At 63.6% G+C, this 22,720-nt stretch carries 21 protein-coding genes; 5 read left to right on the forward strand and 16 right to left on the reverse strand.

Features of this window, described 5'->3' with window-relative positions; all coding sequences use genetic code 11:
* Positions 1–419, forward strand: a 419-nt coding sequence (locus E2583_RS19795) for a hypothetical protein (RefSeq protein ID WP_291597940.1), incomplete at its 5' end; no start/stop codon positions are given.
* Between the two features lie 35 nt (positions 420–454).
* Here the strand turns inward: E2583_RS19795 and E2583_RS19800 are convergent.
* Entirely contained in the window at positions 455–703 is a 249-nt protein-coding gene (locus tag E2583_RS19800) for a hypothetical protein (RefSeq protein ID WP_291597941.1), read from the reverse strand.
* A 235-nt stretch (positions 704–938) separates the two neighbouring features.
* Between E2583_RS19800 and fusA the strand changes: the two genes are divergently transcribed.
* Positions 939–3,071, forward strand: coding sequence for an elongation factor G (gene fusA / locus E2583_RS19805; RefSeq protein WP_291597943.1), 2,133 nt, complete (start codon positions 939–941; stop codon positions 3,069–3,071).
* A 64-nt stretch (positions 3,072–3,135) separates the two neighbouring features.
* Here the strand turns inward: fusA and E2583_RS19810 are convergent, their stop codons facing one another.
* From E2583_RS19810 to E2583_RS19855, 10 genes are all read right to left on the reverse strand, one after another.
* The gene (locus E2583_RS19810; protein WP_291597944.1) at positions 3,136–3,501 is read right to left on the reverse strand and encodes an STAS/SEC14 domain-containing protein; all 366 of its coding nucleotides are present in this window, start codon (positions 3,499–3,501) and stop codon (positions 3,136–3,138) included.
* Between the two features lie 122 nt (positions 3,502–3,623).
* Positions 3,624–5,423, reverse strand: coding sequence for a hypothetical protein (locus E2583_RS19815; RefSeq protein WP_291597945.1), 1,800 nt, complete (start codon positions 5,421–5,423; stop codon positions 3,624–3,626).
* A complete protein-coding gene (locus E2583_RS19820) occupies positions 5,420–5,875 on the reverse strand; it encodes a hypothetical protein (protein ID WP_291597946.1) in 456 nt (151 codons plus the stop codon). Before E2583_RS19820 ends, E2583_RS19815 begins: the two co-directional genes overlap by 4 nt.
* Positions 5,876–6,032: 157 nt before the next feature.
* The gene (locus E2583_RS19825; protein ID WP_291597984.1) at positions 6,033–7,082 is read right to left on the reverse strand and encodes an LD-carboxypeptidase; all 1,050 of its coding nucleotides are present in this window, start codon (positions 7,080–7,082) and stop codon (positions 6,033–6,035) included.
* 278 nt (positions 7,083–7,360) lie between these two features.
* Complete coding sequence (tadA, locus tag E2583_RS19830) at positions 7,361–8,752, reverse strand: tRNA adenosine(34) deaminase TadA (protein ID WP_291597947.1); 1,392 nt, start codon at positions 8,750–8,752, stop codon at positions 7,361–7,363.
* 59 nt (positions 8,753–8,811) lie between these two features.
* Positions 8,812–9,999, reverse strand: a complete 1,188-nt coding sequence (locus tag E2583_RS19835; protein WP_291597948.1) for a branched-chain amino acid ABC transporter substrate-binding protein — start codon at positions 9,997–9,999, stop codon at positions 8,812–8,814.
* A 460-nt stretch (positions 10,000–10,459) separates the two neighbouring features.
* The gene (locus tag E2583_RS19840) at positions 10,460–11,371 is read right to left on the reverse strand and encodes an ADP-ribosylglycohydrolase family protein (protein WP_291597949.1); all 912 of its coding nucleotides are present in this window, start codon (positions 11,369–11,371) and stop codon (positions 10,460–10,462) included.
* The gene (locus tag E2583_RS19845; protein WP_291597950.1) at positions 11,368–11,937 is read right to left on the reverse strand and encodes an NADAR family protein; all 570 of its coding nucleotides are present in this window, start codon (positions 11,935–11,937) and stop codon (positions 11,368–11,370) included. Before E2583_RS19845 ends, E2583_RS19840 begins: the two co-directional genes overlap by 4 nt.
* The gene (locus E2583_RS19850) at positions 11,934–12,557 is read right to left on the reverse strand and encodes an HAD family hydrolase (protein ID WP_291597951.1); all 624 of its coding nucleotides are present in this window, start codon (positions 12,555–12,557) and stop codon (positions 11,934–11,936) included. The genes E2583_RS19845 and E2583_RS19850 overlap by 4 nt, the downstream gene beginning before the upstream one ends.
* Positions 12,554–13,105 carry an RNA 2'-phosphotransferase gene (locus E2583_RS19855; RefSeq protein WP_291597952.1) on the reverse strand — a complete coding sequence of 184 codons (552 nt, stop codon included), beginning with the start codon at positions 13,103–13,105 and terminating at the stop codon, positions 12,554–12,556. Before E2583_RS19855 ends, E2583_RS19850 begins: the two co-directional genes overlap by 4 nt.
* Positions 13,106–13,345: 240 nt before the next feature.
* On the opposite strand from E2583_RS19855, the gene E2583_RS19860 reads away from it, so the two are divergent.
* Together E2583_RS19860 and E2583_RS19865 are read left to right on the forward strand one after the other, a co-directional pair.
* Positions 13,346–14,080 (forward strand): NUDIX domain-containing protein, encoded by a 735-nt coding sequence (locus E2583_RS19860; RefSeq protein ID WP_291597953.1) that lies wholly within the window; start codon positions 13,346–13,348, stop codon positions 14,078–14,080.
* A 59-nt stretch (positions 14,081–14,139) separates the two neighbouring features.
* A complete protein-coding gene (locus E2583_RS19865) occupies positions 14,140–16,146 on the forward strand; it encodes a U32 family peptidase (protein ID WP_291597954.1) in 2,007 nt (668 codons plus the stop codon).
* A gap of 257 nt (positions 16,147–16,403) precedes the next feature.
* Here the strand turns inward: E2583_RS19865 and E2583_RS19870 are convergent, their stop codons facing one another.
* The 3 genes from E2583_RS19870 to E2583_RS19880 are packed head-to-tail and all read right to left on the reverse strand — an operon-like array spanning position 16,404 to position 19,624.
* Complete coding sequence (locus E2583_RS19870) at positions 16,404–17,345, reverse strand: alpha/beta hydrolase (protein ID WP_291597955.1); 942 nt, start codon at positions 17,343–17,345, stop codon at positions 16,404–16,406.
* A gap of 56 nt (positions 17,346–17,401) precedes the next feature.
* A complete protein-coding gene (locus E2583_RS19875; protein ID WP_291597956.1) occupies positions 17,402–18,865 on the reverse strand; it encodes an NAD(P)/FAD-dependent oxidoreductase in 1,464 nt (487 codons plus the stop codon).
* Between the two features lie 9 nt (positions 18,866–18,874).
* Positions 18,875–19,624: an SDR family NAD(P)-dependent oxidoreductase gene (locus tag E2583_RS19880; RefSeq protein WP_291597957.1), complete on the reverse strand. Its 750-nt coding sequence runs from the start codon at positions 19,622–19,624 to the stop codon at positions 18,875–18,877.
* A gap of 309 nt (positions 19,625–19,933) precedes the next feature.
* On the opposite strand from E2583_RS19880, the gene E2583_RS19885 reads away from it, so the two are divergent.
* Positions 19,934–20,731, forward strand: a complete 798-nt coding sequence (locus E2583_RS19885) for an SDR family oxidoreductase (protein WP_291597958.1) — start codon at positions 19,934–19,936, stop codon at positions 20,729–20,731.
* Positions 20,732–20,777: 46 nt separating this feature from the next.
* On the opposite strand, the gene E2583_RS19890 is transcribed toward E2583_RS19885, so the two are convergent.
* Positions 20,778–22,358 carry a class I adenylate-forming enzyme family protein gene (locus tag E2583_RS19890; RefSeq protein WP_291597959.1) on the reverse strand — a complete coding sequence of 527 codons (1,581 nt, stop codon included), beginning with the start codon at positions 22,356–22,358 and terminating at the stop codon, positions 20,778–20,780.
* 140 nt (positions 22,359–22,498) lie between these two features.
* On the reverse strand, positions 22,499–22,693 hold the full coding sequence (locus E2583_RS19895) for a hypothetical protein (protein WP_291597960.1): 195 nt from the start codon (positions 22,691–22,693) through the stop codon (positions 22,499–22,501).
* Positions 22,694–22,720 lie beyond the last annotated feature (27 nt).

Here is a 22,720-nt window from a genome sequence, read left to right on the forward strand (position 1 = left end):
TGCGTCAGTCCCAAGGAATTCAACGCATGTGGCCCTTCAGTCTGTTCAAGAAACTCAGCCAGGACCCGGCCGTGGGTCAGCCCCGGGGCGACTATATCGGCTGCTATCTGCTGGGCACGCATACCAGCGGGCGCGACGATGACATCAGCTATATCTCGCTCGCGACTACGCGCGAGCAGCTGGAGCAGGATGCACGCCAGTATCTGCAGGAGTTCCTGGAGCAGCATCCGCAGCTGAACGAAGCGGAGCGCCTTGCCCTGCAAGACCTGCTGGAGCACTGGAATGCGCGCGCCGATGCCCACCTGGCCCAGGACGGCGGCAAGCCTGGCCAGCCCCTGGCCGTGCAAGGCGGCAGCGAGCTGTTCCTGCGCACCGGCATGCGGGCACGCAAGAAGGAAAAAGGCGTCTATCTGGAGTAGACGCCGAGGCGGCGGCCGCTGCCCGACGCCTGCCGCTACTGCGTGAAATTCATGTCGAAGCCGGCTTCGGTCAGGCGTACCTCGCCGCCTTCGGCTTTTTCCAGCCAGCCCTTGCCGACGGCCCAGTCCAACGCAGACTGGCGCTCGCCTTCACCGATGCCATGCTTTTGCAGGTCGGCGGCAAGCACTTGCTCGCTCATGCCTTCGCCGGCGCGCAAGCTTTGCTCCACCACGAGGATGTAGACCATTTTGTGGGCCGCTGTCTGAATGCTCTGCTCTGACATGTTCACAAGTCCTTTGTGCATAGGGTTTCCGATTCAGGGGCAAGCCCGGCGAGCTCCGGAATCGAGGCCCGGGGCCATGGCCTGCCGATGCTGTTGCATGCCCCACACCATACCCACGCTGGCAGTGAGCTTGTAGCCATCTCTCTAGTATTTCCCTTGGGTTTTCTCTGCCTGCCGGCACCGCAGCCGTGGTGCCGGCGTTTCAGTTTCAGAACTGTGTTTCAGGGAGGTCATCATGGCTCGCCACACGCCCATAGAACGCTATCGCAATATCGGCATCTCCGCGCATATCGATGCCGGCAAGACCACCACGACCGAGCGCATACTGTTCTACACCGGCGTCAACCACAAGCTGGGCGAAGTCCATGACGGCGCTGCCACCATGGACTGGATGGAGCAGGAACAGGAACGCGGCATCACCATCACCTCGGCAGCCACCACGGCTTTCTGGTCGGGCATGGAGCACAACTTCCCGGCCCACCGCATCAACATCATCGACACCCCCGGACACGTGGACTTCACCATCGAGGTCGAGCGTTCCATGCGCGTGCTCGACGGCGCTGTGATGGTCTACGACTCCGTGGGCGGCGTGCAGCCGCAGTCGGAGACCGTCTGGCGCCAGGCCAACAAGTACAAGGTGCCGCGCCTGGCCTTCGTCAACAAGATGGACCGCATAGGCGCCGACTTCTTTCGTGTGCGCCAGATGATGGTGGACCGTCTCAAGGCCCACCCTGTGCCCATCGTCATTCCCATCGGCACCGAGGCCGATTTTCACGGCCTCGTCGACCTCATCAGGATGAAAGCCATCTTCTGGGATGACGAGTCGCAGGGCGTGAAGTTCGAGTACCAGGAGATCCCCCCGGCACTGCTGGCCAGTGCCCAGGAATGGCGCCAGAAGATGGTGGAGGCTGCCGCCGAGGCCAATGAAGCACTGACCGAGAAATACCTGGACAGCGGCGACCTCGGCGCCGAGGACATCATCGCCGGCCTGAGGCTTCGCACGATAGCCACCGAAATTCAGCCCATGCTCTGCGGCTCGGCCTTCAAGAACCGGGGCGTTCAGCGTCTTCTCGACGCGATTGTCGAGCTGATGCCCTCTCCGCTCGATGTGCCTGCCGTCGAGGGCCATAGCGAAGACGACAGCGCCAGCACGATGCTGGTACGCCACGCCAGTGATGACGAAAGTTTCGCTGCCCTGGCGTTCAAGCTCATGACCGACCCCTTCGTGGGCCAGCTGACCTTTGTGCGCGTGTACTCCGGCGTATTGGCCAAAGGCGACCTGGTCTACAACCCGATTCGGGGCAAGAAGGAGCGCATCGGCCGCATCGTGCAGATGCATGCCAACGCCCGTCAGGAGATCGACGAGATCCGCGCCGGCGACATCGCGGCCTGCGTGGGCCTCAAGGATGTGAGCACCGGGGAGACGCTGTGCGATCCGCAGGCACCCATCGTGCTGGAAAAGATCTCCTTTCCCGAACCCGTGATCGCCCAGGCTGTGGAGCCCAGGAGCAAGGCAGATCAGGAAAAAATGGGACAGGCGCTGGCGCGCCTCGCCGCCGAAGACCCGTCCTTCAGAGTCACCAGCGACGAGGAGTCGGGCCAGACCATCATTGCCGGTATGGGCGAGCTGCACCTTGAAATCATCGTCGACCGTATGAGGCGCGAATTCAACGTGGCCGCCAACGTGGGCAAGCCCCAGGTGGCGTACCGCGAGACCATCCGCCAGACAGTCCGCGACGTGGACGCCAAGTTCGTGCGCCAGTCCGGCGGCAAGGGGCAGTACGGCCACGTGGTGCTCACCGTGGAGCCGCTGGAATCGGGCCAAGGCTTTGAGTTCGTGGACGAGATCAAGGGCGGCGTGATTCCGCGCGAATTCATCCCCGCCGTGGAAAAAGGTCTGCGCGAAGCCACGAACTCCGGCGTTCTGGCCGGCTACCCGGTGGTCGATGTCCGGGTGCGGCTGACCTTCGGCTCCTACCACGAGGTGGATTCGTCGGAGCAGGCCTTCCGCATGGCCGCCATCCTGGGCTTCAAGGATGCCTGCAAAAAGGCCCAGCCGGTGATCCTCGAGCCCATCATGGCCGTCGAGGTCGAAACGCCCGAGGAATACGCGGGTGCCGTGATGGGCAACCTGTCCTCGCGCCGCGGCACCGTGCAGGGCATGGACGATATGGCGGGCGAAGGCAAGACCATCAGGGCCGAGGTGCCGCTATCGGAAATGTTCGGCTATGCCACGCACCTTCGCTCCATGACGCAGGGCCGCGCCACCTACACCATGGAGTTCAAGCGCTACGCACAGGCCCCGCAGCAGGTAGCCGCCGGTGCGACTGCTTCGAGCGCGACAACCGGCCACCGAAAACAGGGCTAGGCTGATCCAGGCAACTCGGCCGCAGCTCGGCGGCAGAGTTGCCGGACTGGTTCAGACAGGCAGCTCAGGCTGCATGCAGCCACTGCATGGCCATGGCATCGTCGGTAAACGGGAAATGCCTGACCTCGGCATGCGTGAGATGCCTGCCGACGAATTCGGCCATGCCCGCCAGATGACTGTCGGTCACCAGAGCGATCTGCTCCACCTGATGACGATGCTCTCTGACAAAGCCCATGTGGGCGCTGAAGCCGGCCCAGTTTTCCCAGCCGGGGAAGTCCTTGGACTGAATCATCACGCCATGGAGTTTGGGGTGCTCGGCCAGGAAATCGTCCACGTCCTGGCTGACGCCGTCGAAATCCTGCTCGGTCAGGGGCCCATGGGGCTCCAGCAGCAAGATGCCTTCGGGTTTCATGAGGGAGTAATTGAGCATATGCAACTCCTGCAGCGAGACTTCACTGTACGCCTGCGCCCGACGGAATGCAGCCCAAGGCAGCACCCTCAGCACAGGTTTTCGCGGCTCCTGACCCCGCATCGGGCCGGCTGCGAGGTCGACTAGGGACAGCCCATGGCCCGGCTCAGGCCCTGCAGCTGCTCGCCCAGCGAGGCACGCAGATCGGCGCGCATGGCATCACGTGTCAGCAGTTCTTCGGCATAGAGAGCTGCCCAGTCGATCCCCACGCCCAGCACCACACCGGCAACCGCTCCCGCCACCGCGCCCACGGCCGTGCCGACACCAGGAACGACGGAGCCCACGGCCGCACCGGCTACCGCTGCCCCGGCCTTGCCCAGACCCTGCTTGGCAGCGGCCTTGGCCAGCACCTTGCCGGCGGCCTTCATCGAGGCCTTGGCCATGGCTTTGCCTGCAACGGCCGCGGCAAAAGCACCGCCCCCCGTGCCCACCAGGGCGCTGGCCGTCAGCCGCTGGCGTGCATCGCCCAGAAGCTCCAGCGCAGGCAGGCTGGCCACCTCGGCACGCACCAGACATTGCTCGGGACTCAGCGCCAGATGATGGCGCGCCAGGGTTTCCTCGATGCGCTGCTGGCCCTCGGCCAGAGCAGCGCCGCTGCTCAATGCCTGCTTTTGCAGAGTCTGCACCCAGCCCTCCAGACCTGGCGTGGCTCCCAGGGTTTCGCTGAGCTTGTTCTGCAGAAACTGGCTCACGTCGCCGGTGAGCAGACTGAGGATGCGGCCCCACTCCGCCCCCAGACTGAAATACCAGTCCAGATAGCGCTCGACGGCGGCATCCAGCTGCCGGCCCATCTCCGGGATGCTCTGGCACAGGGCCTGTCCGGCCTGGGCCCGGCCTAGCAGCTGCAGAACCTGCTGGCGTGTGGCGTCCAGCGTGCCGAGACTGTAGAGTTGCGGCCCAATGCGCTCGCACTCGGGCAGACGCCTGAGTGCCAGAGGACTGTCGTGTGCACGTGCCAGCCCGTCGAGACTGGCGGCGGTCTGCACCAGAATGCCCAGCACCAGCACTGCCAGCAGGGCCCGCAAAGGCGCTGCGGACGAAGACACGCCGTTGCACTCCGTCCCGGAGGGCCTGGCCTGCTGCAGGAGGGCCGAGGAAGCCGATGCCCCTTGCATGGCGCGCCCCAGGCACAGCAGCACGCCGACCGGGCCAAACAGCGCCAGCAACAACAGGCGCAGCACGGGCATCTGAGGCAGGTCGGCCATGGCCCCACTCGCCAGTTGCACGGCCAGAAGGGCATCCAGCCCCCAGCGCACCAGCCCCGAGGGCGCAGCATGAATCCGGGCCAGCGCAAGATCCAGCGATTCGGGCTCCATGCCGGCCGACAGCGCCCGCCCCAGATCCTGCTGACTCGCCATGCCATAGAGCCAGCCACCACCCAGCAACACCAGCAGCAGCCAGGTCGCAGCACGCTGGGTGAAGGCCCAGGCAAAGGCCGTCGATGAGAACTCTCGCTTCAGCCCCGCCTGCATGCCCGAGGCCAGCAAGACATGGAGCAAGGGAGCCAGTGCCAGCAGCCCCCACTCCCAGGGCGCCAAAAACCATGACTGCCAGAGTGCGCTGGTGCACAACAGCAAGGCCAGCGCCAATGCCTTGCAGCCTGACCACCAGCCCCCGGACAGCCAGCGGCCCATATGCCCGTGTGGCGCAAACTGCAGGCGCAGCAGCTTTTTGCGCAGCATCAAGAGCAGCCAGTGTCCCCAGGCGGGCAGCAGCACCAGCAGCAGGACGGCGAGCAGCCAGGCCCAGGGCGGCAGGCGCGTCAGCCAGTGGGAAAAGCCCGCAAGCACCGCCAGCCATACCCAGCCCAGCAATACCGCGCGCAGAGGGGTCTGCGGCCATGTCGGCCCCGGCCCGGAGGCCGGTGCGCCAGCGAAGCTCATGGCTCGCGGCGCTTGCCGGCTCCCCGGCCCGCAGCCGCGATCCCTCGGGCGATGCGAGCGTTGTAGACCGTCAGGCGGCTCAGGCCCAGTTGCTCGGCAATCCTGGCATCGGACGCGGTGCCCAGCAAGGCCACCGCCTCGTCGCACCAGTCAAAAGCACTGCTGGCAACAGCGCCCGTCACCGAGGCAATACCCAGCTCGGTACGCCTGGCCACCACGCTGGCCTTGCTGATGCCCAGCTGCCTTGCCACCTCGGCATCAGCCTCCTGGCCCAGCAGAGCAAGCGCTTGAGGGGTCCACTGGAAATGCCCGTAAGCCGGGATGCCCAGCGCATTGCGCTTGAGGTTGACCGTCTTGGCCGATGTGCCCCAGCGCTCGGCCAGCACGGCATCTTTCTCCCGGCCCAGGCAGGCCAGCATTTCCTCGGTCCACTGCAGTGCAGCCTTGCCCATGCGTGCGTCCTTTCCGATCTCCAAAATTTCAAGCCAGATTGGCTTTCAGCCCATATGCGGCCTACGCCAACAGCTATCAGATAGAGAGCCATCGGGCGCAGCACAAGGCGCAGGCCATGCTGGTGACGCTAGCGGCGTCCGCGGCGGAAGACCGCCCTCAGACATGTCCCCAGTAGATCAGCGCATCGCGTCCTTCCACGGACAGCGACACCTGCGCCCCCACAGGCAGCAATACCTTGGTGGGCACATGCCCGAAGGGCAGGCCTTGCAGCACGGGGCGCTTGAGCTGCATGCGCAGCCAGTCGATGACGGTCTGCAGCTTGAAGCCCTTGTCGTGCGCGGTGAGCTTGAATTCGGTGAACTGGCCGAAGACGATGGCTTTCTGCTTCTGCAGCACGCCCGCCAGCAGCAGCTGCGTCAGCATGCGCTCGATCCGGTAGGGATGCTCGCCCACGTCTTCGATGAACAGAATGCCGCCATCGACCTGCGGAAAGTAGGGCGTCCCCAGCAGGGACACCAGCACCGCCAGATTGCCGCCCCACAAGGTGGCTGCGCCGGGAACATAGAAGTCCTTGAGCTGGGGTTTGCCATTGGGCAGCTCGCCAATCCGGGGCATCTGCCAGCCTGCGCCTTCCCCCTGGCCACTGAGCAGGTCCTCGAAGCAGTCCAGCATGATGTCGTCCACGGGCTGGCCGGTCTTTTTGCTGTCCACACCGAAGTCGGCGTTGAGCGCAGGGCCGGCCCAGGTGACCGAGCCGGTCTGCGCCAGCACGGCCAGCTGAAAAGCCGTGAAATCGCTGAGGCCGACAAACTTGGTGCCGCCCGCAATCGCCTTGGCCACGGTCTTGTACTTGATGCCCGGCAGGATGCGCGTGAGACCGTAGCCGCCGCGCGAAATCAGCGCCACATCGGCTCCGCTGGCGGCTGCGCGATGGATGGCGGCCAGACGGGTGGCGTCGTCCCCCGCAAAGCGCTGGCTGCTGGCCAGCGCATCGGTGTCGACCTCCACCTCATGGCCCAGAGCCTCCAGCTGCTTGATGCCGCGCTGGAAGGCCGCCTTGTCGCGCACCGCCCCCGAGGGGGAATAGATATAGATGTGCTTGGCGCCAGGGCGGTGATCATGGCCGCAGCAGCTGCCATCGGCGCTGTGCACATGGTCGTGATGATCGTGGTGGCCGTGCTCATGGCTGCAGTGCTCGTCATGCACATGTGCCTGTTGGGCAGGCTCCTGCCCGTGCGAATGGGCGTGGTGCTGGGCCGTTGTAGTGGATGCAGGGGATTTGCGCGAGGTTGCCAAAGCCTTTTCATGCGGCCACCGGCCGCATGCTCCGTGAAAAGTGGGTGAATCCGCAGATTCAGAAGTTCATGCGACTTGCGCAAAACAGGTTCAGGCCGGGCGACTGCCTCGGAAGGCGGGCCCTTGTTGCATTCTTGTTTGCATAAGTCCTGGTTCAGATGCTTGCTCCGCCGGCCTGGCCGATCGGGCTACGGCGCAAAGTATTCCACAGCCGCAGCTCCGCCGCCCTGCCCTGCTGCAGGAACCGGAGCACCAGGCCGGGTTTGCCGCCAGGCACCTGCATGCGCAGCCAGTTGCGGCACGGCCTGCAGCCAGGCCGCGTGCCATTGCGCAGCAGACACGGGCTGCTGCGCGGCAGCGGGCTGTAGCCACAGCCTGCCGGCCTTCGCCCACTGCTGCAGCAGTCCGGCGGGCGGCGCTGCCAGCTCGGTCTGCAGCCGCGGCCAGGCCCTGAGCGCGGCACGATGGCCAGGCTGCGCAAACGGGGCATTCCAGGCCCGCAGCTCTTCATGCCTCTCGGCTTCCCCGGCATTGCTCGGCCCTTCCAAGGCGGCCATGGCCCTGGCCACATTCCAGGCCGGTTTGCGCGCAGCCTGTTCAAACCATTGCCGACGCTGCTCTGGCTGTGCGTTCAGCGGCCAGGTATCGATGAGCCATGCCCCGGCGAACCGCTCAGGCCGGGCTTGGGCTGCGGCCAGACCCAGGCGGCCGCCATCGCCCTGCCCGACCAGCACCAGCCGCCGCAGGTCGAGCGCTTCGATCAGTTCTGCGAGGACCTGCGAATGCCATTGCGCGCTGTGCCGTTGGTCTTTCTTGGGCTGGTCGCTGCGGCCGAAACCCGGCAGATCGGGCACCACCACACGATGACCGGCGGCCAGCAATTCGGGCATCAGATGCCGGAAGCCATAGCCCCAGCCCGGGCAGCCATGCACACACAGCCAGGTCAGCGCGGCGTCCTCGGGTCCTTCATCGACCACGGACAGTCGCAGCCCCTGCAGCGCCGGCAGGTCGCTGCGCCAGTGCGCACCCCAGGGCCAGCCGGGAAGGTCGGCGAACGCCTCATCGCCATTGCGCAGCGCCCAGTCCCTGAGCGGATGCGGCTGCTGCGCCTTCTGCTCCCGGCGGCGACGCTGAAAGAATTCGGCCATCAGGGCTGCGCATTCCCCGGCGAGCACGCCACGCAGCACCCGTGTCCGGTGATTGATGGCGGCGTAGCCGAACACATCGAGCACCGATCCGGCCGCCCCCGTCCGAGGCTCGGCCGCACCATAGACCACGGCGTCCACGCGCGCATGCAGCATGGCACCGCTGCACATGGTGCAGGGCTCCAGCGTCACATACAGCGTGCAGCCTTCGAGCCGGTAGTTGCCAAGAGTCCGTGCCGCCTCGCGCAGGGCCTGCACCTCGGCATGGGCTGTCGGGTCCTGGGCCGACAGCGGGCTGTTATGGCCTCGGCCTATGACGTTCCCGTCCTTGACGACCACGGCCCCCACCGGCACCTCGCCGCAGGCGGCGGCGCAGCGCGCCTGCTCCAGCGCCTGGCGCATGAAGTGCTCATGCACGGAAAGATCCAGATCCATAGCTATATGCGTCCGACGGACAAGTCGCGAGTGGCCATTGCTTGAACAACCTGTTCCGCTCAATGGCCGCTGATCACCAGTTCCCTGCGCTCCCCGGAGTCATAGCCATACAGCGTGACACGCGGACTCTGCAGCTCGCCCTGCGAATCAAAGGCAATCGTGCCGGTCACGCCCTCGTGACGGATCTGGCGCAGGCGCGGAAGATACGCCTCGGCCTGGGCTGAATCGGCGCTCAGCATGGCCTTGGCCAGCACCATGGTCGCGTCATAGGCGTAAGGGCTGTAGACCTGATACTGGCCGGGAAAGTGCTGGTCGTATCTTTGCTTCCAGTGCAGCCCCCCCGGCATATTGCCCAGGGAGCTGCCGCTCATCACGCAAACCACATTCCTGAGCGCCGGCACCCTGTCCGCCAGGGCTGGCAGGCGCTCCGAGCATTGCGCATCGCCGCCCAGGAACTTCACCTGATTCATGGCAAGCTGCGACATCTGGCGCAGCATGAGCCCGGCCTGGGCGTCGAGTCCGCCGAAGAAGATTGCATCGGGTTTGCGGCCCTTGATGGCGGTGAGAATGGACGAGAACTGCGTGACCTTGTCGCTGGTGTACTGCTTGTCGACGATCTGCACATCGCGCTCGGCCGCTGCGGCTTCAAACAGCTTGACGATACCCTGTCCATAGGCCGTGCGATCGTCCACGATCGCGATGCGTCTGACACCCTGATGCTTGACGGCATAGTCCAGCAAGGCATTGACCATGGCACGGTCATTGGCGATGACGCGGAAGGTGTCGTCATAGCCGGCCTCGGTGATCGCGGGATTGGTGGCTGCAGGGGTGATATTGGGAATACCGCAGTCGTTGTAGATCTTGGCGGCGGGCAAGGTCGTGCCTGACTGAAGATGCCCCACCACGGCCGCCACCTTCTTGTCGCAGAATCGGCGTGCCAGCGCCGCGGCCTGACCGGGGTCGCCCGCATCGTCACCGGCCTCCAGCTTCCACTGCACAGGCCGCCCGCCCAGTTGCAGCTTGCGGGCGTTGAGCTCGTCAATCGCCATGCGCACGCCGTTCTCCTCATCCTTTCCCAGGCCTGCGATGGGGCCCGAGACCGGGCCGCCATGGGCGATGCGCACCACCAGCGGCTTTTCCGCGTCCGCCGCAAAAGCAGCCGACAGGGACACGGCGACCAGCGCCAGGCTCAGGACAGACGAGGTGAGAACACGGCGGCCCTGGGACGAGCGATCATTCATGGACATGCTTTCTCCTTGATGAAGCGGAAGGCTGTGGCATGCAAGCCTACGCCAGACCGGAGCCTGCAGCGTGTCGGCAAATCTTGCGTGCCACGTCAATGTGCAACCGAAGACCCGTTCCATGCAGCAACGCTGCATGAAAAAAGGCTGCCGGATCGGGATCGGATCTTCCGGCCTTGCGCGCAGACGGCGATTGCTGACGACAGGGCTGCGGAAGCTGGCAAGCTCGCTCGCGCACCGCCACACCGCCAGCGCATATGCCGAGGACAGCGATGTCGCCTGCCATGTCGGATTTTACGGGCCGCCGCACCCGCTTTTCACGGAAAAAGCAATCCGTCACGTTCGCAGGCACCGCAGCCCTGACAGGCCAGGTGCAGCATGCCGCCATGATTGTGCGACCTCCGGGAGCCTGTGGCCCGATTGCAGGAGCTGCACAGGCCCCACGTTCAAGAGATGGCCGTGCCAGCTATGGGGCAAGCGCCTGGTTGAGCGCATGGAGGGACTGCGCCAGCGCCCGGATATCGGCCTGCTGATGCAGTCTTTCCAGCCAATGCACCGGAATGCCGCTGCGCCCCCAGAACGCCCCCGCAATCTGGCCGACGATGGCCGCCGTGGTGTCGGCATCGTCCCCCAGATTGGCAGCCTCCAGCACGGCAGCTTCAAAGCTCTCATGTCGCTCGAAACACCACAGGGCGGCCTCCAGACTGTGCACCACATAGCCTGAGCTCCGGATCTGCTCGCGGTTTTTGCTGCGCCAGCGGCCCTGTGCAATCTCGGCGATGCCTGGGCTGCCCAACGGCAGCGCGGCCAGGTCCAGCACCTGAGCCTTGTCTGCGCCCCGCAGGGCGCGGCTCAATGCCACGGCAAACAGGCGGCAGGCATCCAGGCACTCCGCTGCCGCATGGGTGGTGCGCGAGCTCAACACCGCCTGCTCCTGGGCCGCGCGCTCGTCATGAGCGTAGGCCATGGCCACGGGAGCCAGCCGCATCAGCGAGCCGTTGCCGGCGCTGCGCGCATCTTCGCTGCCGGCCAGTGCGTTGCCGGTGCGCAGATAGTGCTGTATCGCCTCGCGCGTTGCCATGCCGATATCGAAGCAGTGACCGGTGGAGCTCCAGTAGCCCCACTGATACCAGTTGGCATAGCGTGTCATCTGGTCACCGGGGTCGCAATCGCCCTTGACGAGCAGGCTCTCGGCCAGGCACAGAGCCATGGACGTGTCATCCGTCCATTGTCCGGGCTTCAGCGAAAACGGCCCGCCCCCGACCATGTCGGTCAACGGGAGGAAGCTGCCACGCGCCTGAAACTCCAGCGTCGTGCCCACGGCATCGCCGCAGGCCAGCCCCAGCAGAGCGCCTTCAAAGCGGTCCGGCGTCCTCATTGCCCGGCTCTCAACTGAGCGCGCGCGGCCATCAGCGCAAAACCCAGCAGGTTCTGTCCGAGCCATTTGCGCGGCTGCTCGGCGTCGGGGTGGGCTGCGCCCAGGCCGATACCCCAGATTCGATCGCGCGGACTGGCCTCGACCAGCACACGCTCACCGGTTCTCAGCAGAAACTCCGCCATGGCCGGGTTCTGCACGAATTTGGCGACATTGGCACGCACCACAATGTCGAAGCACTCCGCCTTCCAGCGTGCCTCGTCGAAGTTGCGCACGCTGCGCCCGATCTGCTTGGCACTGGCTGGAGACGGCGCAGCCAGCACCTGGGCGCGAGCCACTTCATCGCCGAACAGCCGCGCCTTGCCGGCCATCATGAAATGCTCCGCCGTGGCAAAGCGGTCCCCATCGACGATGAATGGGGCAGGAAACCACTGGCTCAGGCAGCCTTTGCCCGCCGAGCCATTCTTTTCAGCCTGATGGCCCCAGAAGCAAAGGTATTTGGGGCGGTAGCCCTGATCGAGCAGGGCCACCAGGTCGGCGACGGATCGAATGTCGTAATCTCGGTTCATGTCTGTTCTTCTTGATAAGGGTTCAGCCACCAGCGGGCAAATCCCGCCAGATTGGCATGGGTGGAGTCAATGCGCTTCAGGCCCGGCCCGGCGTTCGGCGATCCGCCCTGCTCGCGCAGCACCAGGGCTTTGTGAATCCGGGCACCCACGCCTTCGAAATACGGCAGGAAATCATCGACAAAGGCCAGGGGCTGCAACTGCGCCAGGACTTGGGCCTTGGGACTGAGGCCAGGAGCGGCACGGCCGCTGGTGGCGATCACGCGCGCGATGGGAAAGCCCAGCCGCCGCAGATTGGCCTGCCGGGCCTCGGCGAACTGTGGCTTGATCGCCGACACGCAGACTAGCTCGTAGCCGGCGCTGCACAGCTGCTCGCACGCATGGAGCGCCCCCGCAATCGCGGGAATGCTGGACCAGAACTGCGCATCAAGGCTGGCGCGAAAGCGGCCCAGGGCCTCCTCCTGCAGGCTGGCAACACCCCAGCGATCCATGGCCCAGTAGGCGTCGGGCCGCCTCAGCACGGGCCGCTCGCCAAAGACCTGCTCCCAGGCGGATGCATATGCCAGGTTGTAGTCGAGCAATACGCCGTCCGCGTCGAGCGCGATGAGGCTCGAGGACGTCATGGCGTCAGCTTCTGCAGATAGCGGACCGGCACGGCATCGGTCAGCCACACGCCGTTGTCGGAGCGCAGGAACACATGGCCCTCGCTCTGCATGCGCGCGGCGTCCACCTGCAGCAGCGCCAGCTTGCCATGGCGACTGCCGACCTGAGAGGCCACTTCCACGCTTTCGGACAGATGGACATGGTGACGTGACTGCCGGTTCAGGCCCTCATGAAAAATCGCATTCAGAAAACGCGTGGCCGTGCCGTGGTAGAGCACTGCCGGAGGGCTGCTGGCTTCAAGACCCAGTTCGACCTTGATGGAGTGGCCCTGATTGGCGCGTATGCGCTTGCCATCCGCGCTGAAGGAATAGCGCTGCTTGTTGTTGTCCGCCACGATGCGCTGCAGCTCTTCGAGGCGGGTCGGCCGGCCCGAGCGTGCCAGGCAGGCCAGCAGTTCATCGGTCCGGGCCCAGCCGGCCTCGTCGAGCTGGAGACCGATGGTCTCGGGACTGTGCCTGAGCACCAGGCTGAGGAACCTGCTGCGTGCGGTGGTCTGGCGATCATTCATTTTCTTGTTCTCTTTTCTCTTTCTATGCTCCAACCGGCCAACCCGGCTACCCGCAGCGGAATGCACTGCCGTGGCAGCCATCCATGCGGCGCGGGTCGCGACAAGCCAGTCGCGCCCACACTCGCTGGGCCTGACGGGCTGCAAGGCTTTGCTTCGGCGTGCCGAACCCAATAAGTTGCACTAAACAACTTATGCAAGTTGTACAATACAACCCATTCTTCATCCCGTCAAGCCTGATTCATGACCGTTACACAGCGTCACGCCAAGCCAGCGCCGGACTTTCCCCGTCCCTACACCACGGTGGATGTGGTGATCTTCACGGTTGCGCAAGGCCGCTTGCATGTCTTGCTGGTGCAACGCCCAGGGAACGAAGATGATCCATTCCCCGGCCTCTGGGCCCTGCCCGGCGGATTTGTGAATGTGGATCTGGATGCCGATCTGCAGGCCTGCGCCGCACGCAAGCTCAAGGAGAAGACGGGCGTGGCCAGCCCCTATCTGGAGCAGCTCGGCAGCTGGGGCAGCGCACAGCGCGACCCGCGTGGCTGGTCGGCCACCCATGTGTACTTTGCGCTGATTCCTGCGCATGAGCTGCAACTGACCAAAGGCGCGAATGCTGCCGATGTGGACTGGTTCGACGTTGATGAATTGCTGCGGCGGCCCGCACTGGCATTCGATCATGGCCACATCCTGCAAGCAGCAGTGGAGAGGCTGCGCAGCAAGGTCGAATACACCTCGCTGCCCGCTTTTCTGCTAAGCGAGCCTTTCACCCTGCCGCAGCTGCAGCAAGTCTATGAAACCGTGCTGGGACGCAGCGTGGACAAGAGCGGCTTTCGTACCCGCATGCTGGCCGCGAACTTTCTGCTTGAGGCCGGACATGTGGAAGGCACATCGAACCGTCCCGCCATGGGCTACCGGCTGGCGGACCGCAGCGGGCCCGTGGTTTTCCCCCGAACCTTCAGTCCGCGCGGAGTCTGAGACGGGCGATTACCCGCCGCCGTGCCGGAACCGGGGCTTGCTGAGATAATCCTGCCCCTATGTCTCTCCTGCCCCACCAGCTCGAACTCCTGTCCCCGGCGCGTGATGCCGATATCGGCATCGAAGCCGTCAATCATGGCGCGGACGCCGTCTACATCGGCGGCCCGGCCTTTGGCGCGCGCGCGACGGCAGGCAATGACATCCGCGACCTGGAGCGGCTCATCAAGCATGCCCACCGCTTCGGCAGCCGCATCTTCATCACGCTCAACACCATCTTGCGCGACGACGAACTGCAAGGTGCCCGCGACATGGCCTGGCAGATCTACCACGCCGGCGCCGATGCACTGATCATCCAGGACATGGGCCTGCTGGAACTCGATCTGCCGCCCATCCAGCTGCACGCGTCCACCCAGACCGATATCCGCACGCCCGAAAAGGCCCGCTTTCTGCAGGACGCCGGCCTGTCGCAGATCGTGCTGGCACGCGAGCTGGATCTCCAGCAGATTGCCGCCGTGCGCGCCGCGACAGACCCGAGCCGCACCACCATCGAATACTTTGTGCATGGCGCACTGTGCGTGGCCTACTCGGGCCAGTGCTTCATCAGCCATGCCCATACGGGACGCAGCGCCAACCGCGGCGACTGCAACCAGGCCTGCCGTCTGCCCTATGAGGTGACGGACGCCAGCGGCCGCATCATCGCGCATGAAAAGCATGTGCTGTCCATGAAGGACAACAACCAGAGCGACAACCTGCGTGCGCTGATCGATGCCGGCGTGCGCAGCTTCAAGATCGAGGGCCGCTACAAGGACATGGGCTATGTGAAGAACATCACGGCCCACTACCGCAAGCTGCTCGACGAAATCATCGAGGAGCGCGAGTTCTCCGATCAGCCGCTGGCGCGCTCGTCGTCAGGCCGCACCACTTTCTCGTTCGAGCCCGACCCGGACCAGAATTTCAACCGCGAGTTCACCGACTACTTCGTCAACGGCCGCAAGGACGACATCGGCGCCTTCGACACGCCCAAGACTCCCGGTCGCGCCATCGGCTGGGTAACCCAGGTTGGCGACAAGTGGTTCGAGATCGAGACCAGCGACAAGGCCGCCGAACTGCACAACGGCGACGGACTGTGCTACTACGATCTGCAAAAGGAACTGGTGGGCGTGCACATTAATCGTGCCGAATGCGTGAGTGCCAGAAAAGGCATCTGGCGTGTCTTCCCGAAGAACGAGATTGCCGAGTTCAAGGATCTGCGCAAGGGCCTCGAAATCAACCGCAACCGCGATATGGACTGGGTGCGCACGCTGGAGAAGAAGTCCAGCGAACGCCGCATCGGGCTGTGGGCCGAGTTCAAGGAAACGGCTTGCGGCTTTGCGCTGACGCTGACCGATGAAGACGGCTTCGTCGGCACGGCCGCCATCGAGCATGTGCACCAGAGCGCTTCGGATGCTGCAAAGGCGCAGGCATCGTTGCGCGAGCAGCTGGGACGTTTTGGCGCGACAGTGTTCTCAGTGAACGATATGTCGCTGAATCTGAGCCAGCCCTGGTTTGTTCCGGCATCGGTGCTGAACCAGCTGCGCCGCGACGCCGTAGCCGCATTGGAGCAAGCCCGCGCCGACGGCTTTGTGCGACTGCCCCGCGCCAAGCCCGTGGAGCCCCCCGTGCCTTTCCCTGAAGACACGCTGACCTACCTGGCCAATGTCTACAACCAGAAAGCCCATGACTTCTACGTCAAGCATGGCGTGAAGATCATCGACGCCGCCTACGAGAGCAAGGAGGAGGAAGGCGAAGTCTCGCTGATGATCACCAAGCACTGCGTGCGCTTCTCGATGAGCCTGTGCCCCAAGCAGGCCAAGGGCGTGATCGGTGTCAAGGGCACCATCAAGGCCGAGCCGCTGCAGCTGATCAACGGCAAGGAGAAGCTCACGCTGCGTTTTGACTGCAAGCCCTGCGAAATGCATGTGGTGGGCAAGATGAAGAAATCAGTACTCAACCAACATGCCCGGGAAATGAAGGAAACCCCCATGCAGTTCTACCGCACGCGCCCCACACCGCAGCAACCTTCCTGAGCGCACGCCCGCCCCGATGAAGCCCGCCACCGGCAACGGTGGACGGGCTTTTCTATTGCCTCAGAACCACTAGTGAAAACCCTTGATTTAATCCCTTCACGCAAATCGTCTATTTTTTAGGCAATCCGTGCAAAGCGCCATCTGGCGCGGGTTTCAGGGCTTGAATGCGTAGTTTTCCACAAGAGCGTCCACATGATGCGGGGATAAAAGCTGAGGCTTCCATCACACACAACTGTACGCATGAACAGTTGCCAAATTCAGGACGGGTCCGCCACCATGGCCTTGGCCGGTGACAGCTTTGCGCAGGCCTCTTCGAGCAACCGCGCCACCGCCGGCACCAGGGTGCCGAAGTTGGCAAACCCGTGCGGCATCCCTTGCGCGCACAGACTGGCGACCGGCACGCCGGCCTGCTGCAGACGCAAGCCAAAAGCCTCGCCTTCATCGCGCAATATATCCAGCTCCGCCGTCACCAGCACCGCTGCGGGCAGGCCCGACACATCGGGGTACTCCATGACGGAAGCCAGAGGGTGGACTGGCCTGGAGGGGTGATAGTGGTGCCACATCGCAGCCATGGCTTCGGTGGTGAGCAGCGGCATCTGGCCGTAAAGCGCATGCGACGGCGCGCCCATGTGCGCATCGCAGACCGGATAGAACAGCAGTTGCTGGGCGATGCCTCTCCAGCCCTGCTCCTTCGCGCGCAGACAGGTGGCGACGGCCAGATTGCCACCCGCGCTGTCGCCCGCCACCATCAGCTGCCGCGCATCGCAATGCAGCTCGGCCGCATGCTGCGCCACCCAGCGTGTGGCGGCATAGGCGTCGTCAAGCGCGGCAGGAAAGACATGCTCGGGAGCCAGCCGGTAATCGACCAACACCAGGTTCATGCCGGTCATTCGCGCCAGCTGGCGGCACAGATTGTCATGCGTGTCCAGCGTGCCTATGCACCAGCCCCCGCCGTGGAAATACACCATGACCGGTGCCGCCCGAGCGGGACCCGGACGGTACAGGCGCAGCCTCAGCGACTGGTCATCACCGCCGGGAATGTGCAGCTCGCGCACCTCATGCATGGGCAGGTCGGCAGGCGGGAAGGCCATGTGGTCCATGAGCTTGCGGATTTCGGGCACCGGAGTGGCCCCAAAATCCAGGGTCGGAGCATCCTTGAACTGCTCCAGCACGGCAGCCATTTCGGGATGTATCTGCATGGGGTCTCCTTGAATTGAATGGAGCGCGCCCGCCAGGGCCGGGCGCAAGGGGATCGTCAGGCCTCGACCGCCTCGGTCTGGTGGTGGATATAGTCCTGCCAAACCGGCTTGCTCATCTCCTGCCTGAATCGCGACTGCGACCAGGGCCAGGTGTTGGGGACGCCGTTCTTGTCCAGATACCAGCTGTTGCAGCCCGATCCGAAGACAGAGCCTTTGGCGGCCTGCAGGCGCTCACGGTCGTACTGCGCCAGCGCCTCGGGACTGGCTGAAAGCCCTGCCACTCCCGGTTGCTGCCCGCGCTCGATCAGCTGCGAGATATAACCCCACTGCATTTCCGAGGTATCGATCAGCGAGAAGTTGCCCACGGGAGAGGTCGGCCCGTTCATGAAGAAGAAGTTGGGAAAGCCCGGCACCGAAATGGACTTGTAGGCCGTGGGTACGTCACTCCAGGCCTGCTCCAGCGTCGCAGCGTTCACACCTTTCACATGCATGGGGCGCACATAGCGGTCGGTCTTGAATCCCGTGGCCAGCACGATGATGTCTACCTCGTGCAACACGCCGTCGCTGGTTCTCACGCCGCTTTTCTCGACCTGGGCGATAGCTTCGGTGATCAGCTCGGAATCCGGCTGCTGGATCGCCTGGTAATAGTCGGGCGAGTAAATCAGACGCTTGCAGCCGGCACGGTAATGGGGCTGCAGCTTTTGCCGCAACGCGGCATCGGCCACCGAAGCATCGAGGTTGTCCTGGCAGATTTTCTGGATCTCCTGAATCTGCTCGGAATCGGGGTTCAGCACCCCCTCGGTAAAACGCTCCACATTCGCCAGATACGTGGGCTCGCGCTGCAGATACACCAGCAGGTCGCGGTTGCTGCGGAATTCGGCACGCTGCTCTTCACTGAAGGCCGGGTTCTCGACCGGGAAAATCCATTGGGCCGTGCGCTGAAAATGCCGCACCTTGGCCCGTCCCGCAAGCGCCGAGACGATTTGCACGCCCGTCGAGCCTGTGCCGATGATCCCGATCCTCTTTCCGTCCAGGGATACCGAATGATCCCAGCGCGCACTGTGGATCGTGTTTCCCTCGAACGTCTCCAGGCCCTGGATATGAGGGTAGTTGGGATGATGCAGCACACCGGTGGCGGCAATCACCACCTTGCCCTGGTATTGCCTTCCATGCTGATCCTGCAGCGTCCAGGCATCGCCCATCCATTCGGCACGCGTGACTTCGGTATCGAACTGCGAATAATCGGCAATACCGTATTTCCGGAACACGCCTTCGAAATACTGCTGAATCTCGGCTCCCGGCGGAAGCACCCGGGACCATTCGGGATTGGGCTCGAAAGAATAGGTATAAGCGTGCGATGGCACATCACAAGTCAAACCTGGGTAGGTATTATCTCTCCAGGTCCCCCCCAATCTATTCGCTTTTTCCAGAATAATGAATTTCCTTCCACTATTCTTCAGATGAATACCTGCCAGAATGCCGGACATTCCGCATCCAATCACGATGACATCATATTTCATGGGGAATCCTCAAATAGCAATGACCTTGGCCGCGGAAAAACCGCCATCGACCGGGAGATTGACCCCGGTAATGAATGAAGAGATATCGGAAAGCAAGAATGCCACGGCATTACCGACCTCTTGCGGCCTGCCCGCCCGCTTGAGCAGGTGCATGGATGCGAAAGCCTGACCGACGGGCAGTTCATCGAGCATCGTCGTCATGGGCGTGTGGATGTAGCCGGGACTGATGCTGTTGACCCGCACACCGCTGGGACCGAGTTCCGCTGCCAGACTGCGCACCATCTGGATCACGGCGCCCTTGGAGGTGCAATAGGCCAGATTGTTCGGGTTGCCCAGCATGCCGTTGATGCTGGCGATGGTGACGATGGAACCCTGGCCTCGCCGTTTCATGGGGCCAGCCACGGCACGGGCACTGAGCATGGTTCCTGTCAGATTGACCTGCAGCACCTGCTCCCAATCCTGGAGCGACATGTGCTCCAGATCGCCCACACGGGAGATTCCTGCCGATGTCACCAGGCCATCGATCTGCCCGTAGCGTTCGATCACATCGGACACCAGTTCCTCGGTCAGCTTCTCGCTGCTCACATCGAGCCGGCGAAATTCGCAGCCTTGCGGCAGGTCCTGGCTTTGCTGCAGGTCGGCGCAGACCACCCGGGCACCGCTGGCGGCCAAAGCCTCGGCACTGGCCAGGCCGATGCCCGACGCGCCGCCCGTGACCAGGACCACTTTGTCTTTCAAACCACTGATGAATGGATTCATTGTCAAACCTCAATACTGACTGACCGCCACCGATTGGCGATGAGTATGGAGATTCTTGGTATTTTTCATATTGAAATCACTCTGAATTTTCCTCTTTACAAAATCAGATTGTGTTTACAGTCCCTAGTGAAAACCATTAATCCATTCGGACGTACTGTGCCCCAGATTTTTATATGTCAAGCAGGTTTTTCGTCGAATCAATCAATACAGACTGTTAACAGCTCCAATCCATGTCAAGCGGGAATTCGTGGTCAATATCAAAGAGCAGGCAGTGTTTTAATCCACTCATATTCAGCCAATGGGGAAATCATGAAAGTTGCTGTCATCACGGGCGCAGCCAGTGGAATCGGTGCAGGCCTTGCCAGAAAGGCTGTCGCTCTTGGAATCAGGGTCGTGCTTGCCGACCGCGACCAGACGGGTCTGGAGAAAATCGCCCAGGAACTTGGAGATCAGGCCCTGGCCGTGGCCACCGATGTCACCAGTCAGGCGTCGCTGGATGCCCTGGCCGAGAAGGCCTATGCCGCTTTCGGCCAGGTCGATCTGCTCTTCAACAACGCGGGCGTGCTCAGCACCGGCAATAGCTGGGAGATCAGTGACGCCAGGTGGCAGCAGGCCTGGCAGGTCAATGTGAATGGCATCGTCAACGGCCTGCGCGCTTTTGTTCCGCGCCTGCTCCAGGCCGACCGGCCCGCCCGCATCATCAACACGGCATCCGTGGGCGGCTTTCTACCCAGCGCCATGATGACGCCTTACTCCGCCACCAAGTTCGCGGTGGTCGCACTGACCGAGGGACTGGCAGGGGAACTGGCCGCGCTCGATCCGAGGATCAAGGTCTCGCTGCTGGCTCCCGGCCCCGTGAAAACGGCCATCTTCCGGGAAGCGCCTGGCACAGCGTCGGCGCAGTTTCACGGGATGATGACCCATATGCTCGATGAAAACGGCATGGACGCCGAGGCGTTTGCCGAGCGTGTCTTTGCAGCCATCGAGCGCGGCGAATACTGGATCGTGCCCCAGCCCGAGATGCTGGACCCGCTGCTCAAGGCCCGCAACAAGCTCATCGAAACCCGCGCCGACCCGGTCCTGAACTGGGCGCGCGAGAGCGCGTGAAAGCATGGCCTGCCCGGGGCAGGCCATGCCGTATACACGCCAGAGGTCAACTGCCCCACAATTGCCTGGCCAGTTGCTCGAACTGGCGGCGCATCACGTTTTTCTGCACCTTGCCGGTGGCGGTTGATGGGAATGCCTCCACAAAATGCACCAGCTTGGGCATCTCGAACCCGCTGAGATGATGGCGGCAATGGGCCAGAATCGACTCCGAGTCGACATTCGAGCCCGGCTTGCGCATGACGAAGGCACAGACCGCCTCGCTCCAGTGCGGATGCGGCAGGCCGAACACGGCAGCGGCGGCCACCTCCGGATGAGCCAGCACTACCGCTTCGACCTTCACGCTGGCGACATTCTCGCCGCCGGACTTGATCATGTCCTTCTTGCGGTCGATGAACTCCATGCGCCACTGGGCGTCCCACCTGCCCAGGTCGCCGGTATGGTGCCAGCCGAACTTCTGCGCCTCAGCCGTCGCCTTGGCATCCTTGAAATACCCCAGCATGGCATTGGGGCCGCGATGCACGATCTCGCCGACCTGACCGGGCCCCAGCAGATTGCCATCGTCATCCATGACGGCGGTCTCGCAAGTGCTCAGTGATCGGCCCCAGAAATTGGCATCGCATTCGGCATGGAGCAAGGGATGGAACGTCATGGTGGCCGGATAGATCTCGGTCTGCCCGGTGGCCAACGCGATATCGCGACACATGCGCTGCGCAATCTGGGCGATCAAGGGCTTGGGGATGGGCGCCATGGCATAGATGCATTTCCGGATGGTGGTCGGCAAGAAGTCAGGATCGGCCAGTACTGCCGCATACATCAGGGGCAGCCCGACAAAAATCGTCACCCCTTCCCTGACGACCAGCTGCCCCACCTCGGCCGGTACGAACTGCCGCGTGAGCACGGTGCATGCGCCTGCCGCCAGCGCCGTCTGCACCAGCGAGTGCTGGGCACAGTGGAACAGGGGCAGCCAGCCACTGAGCACATCGGCCTCGTCGTATTTCATCTCGTCGATATTGCCCTTGACTGCTGCATACACCGACAGATGCGAATGAACCACTCCCTTGGGATGGCCCGTGGTGCCGCTGGTGTACATGAGCAAGGCGGCCTGGCTGTCGTCGATATCGACCTCGGGCAGCATGTCGGCCTGCCCTGCCTCGGCCTGCGCCAGAGAGATGCCCGGCAATGGCTGCGGCAGCCGCGCACGCGTGATGACGAGCGGCACTTGCAGCTGCTGCAAAAGCCCGGCCAGTCCGGGCAGGTCCAGCAGCTCCTGATCGACCACCACTGCCGACACCTCGGCATGCCGCAGGATGTAGTCGATGCTCGATACCTCCAGCCTGATATTGACGGGCACCCACACCTGAGCCGCTTTGTGAATGGCATTGCAGGCCACCACCATGTCTATGGAGTTGGCGCACAGCATGCCGACCTGCTTGCCCGGCCCCAGCGTTGACAGCAGATAGTGCGCGAAGCGTGAACTTCGCGCATCCAGGTCGTCATAGCCGATGCGTTCGGCACCATCGACCAGCGCCGTGCGGCTGCCGAACTTGCGCGCACTACGATAGAGCAGGTCACCCAGCGCAATGCGCCGGATGCGCCGAGCCTCTTTCGTCAGACTCATCTCGATCATGGTTTGTCTCCTTGATAGTGTGCAACCCGGAACCCATAACCCACGCTTTTTCTTGTTGTGTCTCTAATCCTGCTGCGGCATGGCCATCGCGGCGGCAGCAACCATGGGCGAAAGCTGGCCCTGCGGCCCTGAGCCCTGCGTCAAAGGCCCTGGCCGTGCCGGCGGTCGCCGGCCACATCGCGGCCCGAAGACAGGGCCCGCGGGGCCATATCTGCGGTTGTGCCCATGCGCCCCAGCGGCACCATGGAGCGCACCAGTGCATCTGCAGGGCCTGGCACTGCGCGGCGGCGCAAGCCTGCCTTGGCCGCGATGGAGCCGTGCGAGCGTGCATTCACACAGATGCCCCTGCCCGCCCCGCTCCT

The organism is Comamonas sp., assembly GCF_009360615.1.
GTDB lineage: Bacteria > Pseudomonadota > Gammaproteobacteria > Burkholderiales > Burkholderiaceae_C > Comamonas.